This is a genomic window from Neisseria sp. P0009.S008, assembly GCF_051958615.1.
Taxonomy (GTDB): domain Bacteria; phylum Pseudomonadota; class Gammaproteobacteria; order Burkholderiales; family Neisseriaceae; genus Neisseria; species Neisseria subflava.
The window spans coordinates 1-273 of the sequence record NZ_JBQCVG010000063.1 but is presented as its reverse complement, the minus strand read 5'-3'; the positions used below and the strand labels follow the sequence as shown (position 1 = coordinate 273).

General features: G+C 53.5%; 1 rRNA gene. It reads left to right on the top strand.

Features of this window, described 5'->3' with window-relative positions:
* A 16S ribosomal RNA gene (locus tag ACTHSQ_RS11265) occupies nt 1-273 on the top strand; the annotation flags it as partial.

Genomic DNA, 273 nt, shown 5'->3' with positions numbered 1-273 from the left:
ATACGAAGGGGGCTAGCGTTGTTCGGATTTACTGGGCGTAAAGCGCACGTAGGCGGATCGTTAAGTCGGGGGTGAAATCCTGGAGCTCAACTCCAGAACTGCCTTCGATACTGGCGATCTAGAGTCCGGAAGAGGTGAGTGGAACTCCTAGTGTAGAGGTGGAATTCGTAGATATTAGGAAGAACACCAGTGGCGAAGGCGGCTCACTGGTCCGGTACTGACGCTGAGGTGCGAAAGCGTGGGGAGCAAACAGGATTAGATACCCTTGTAGTC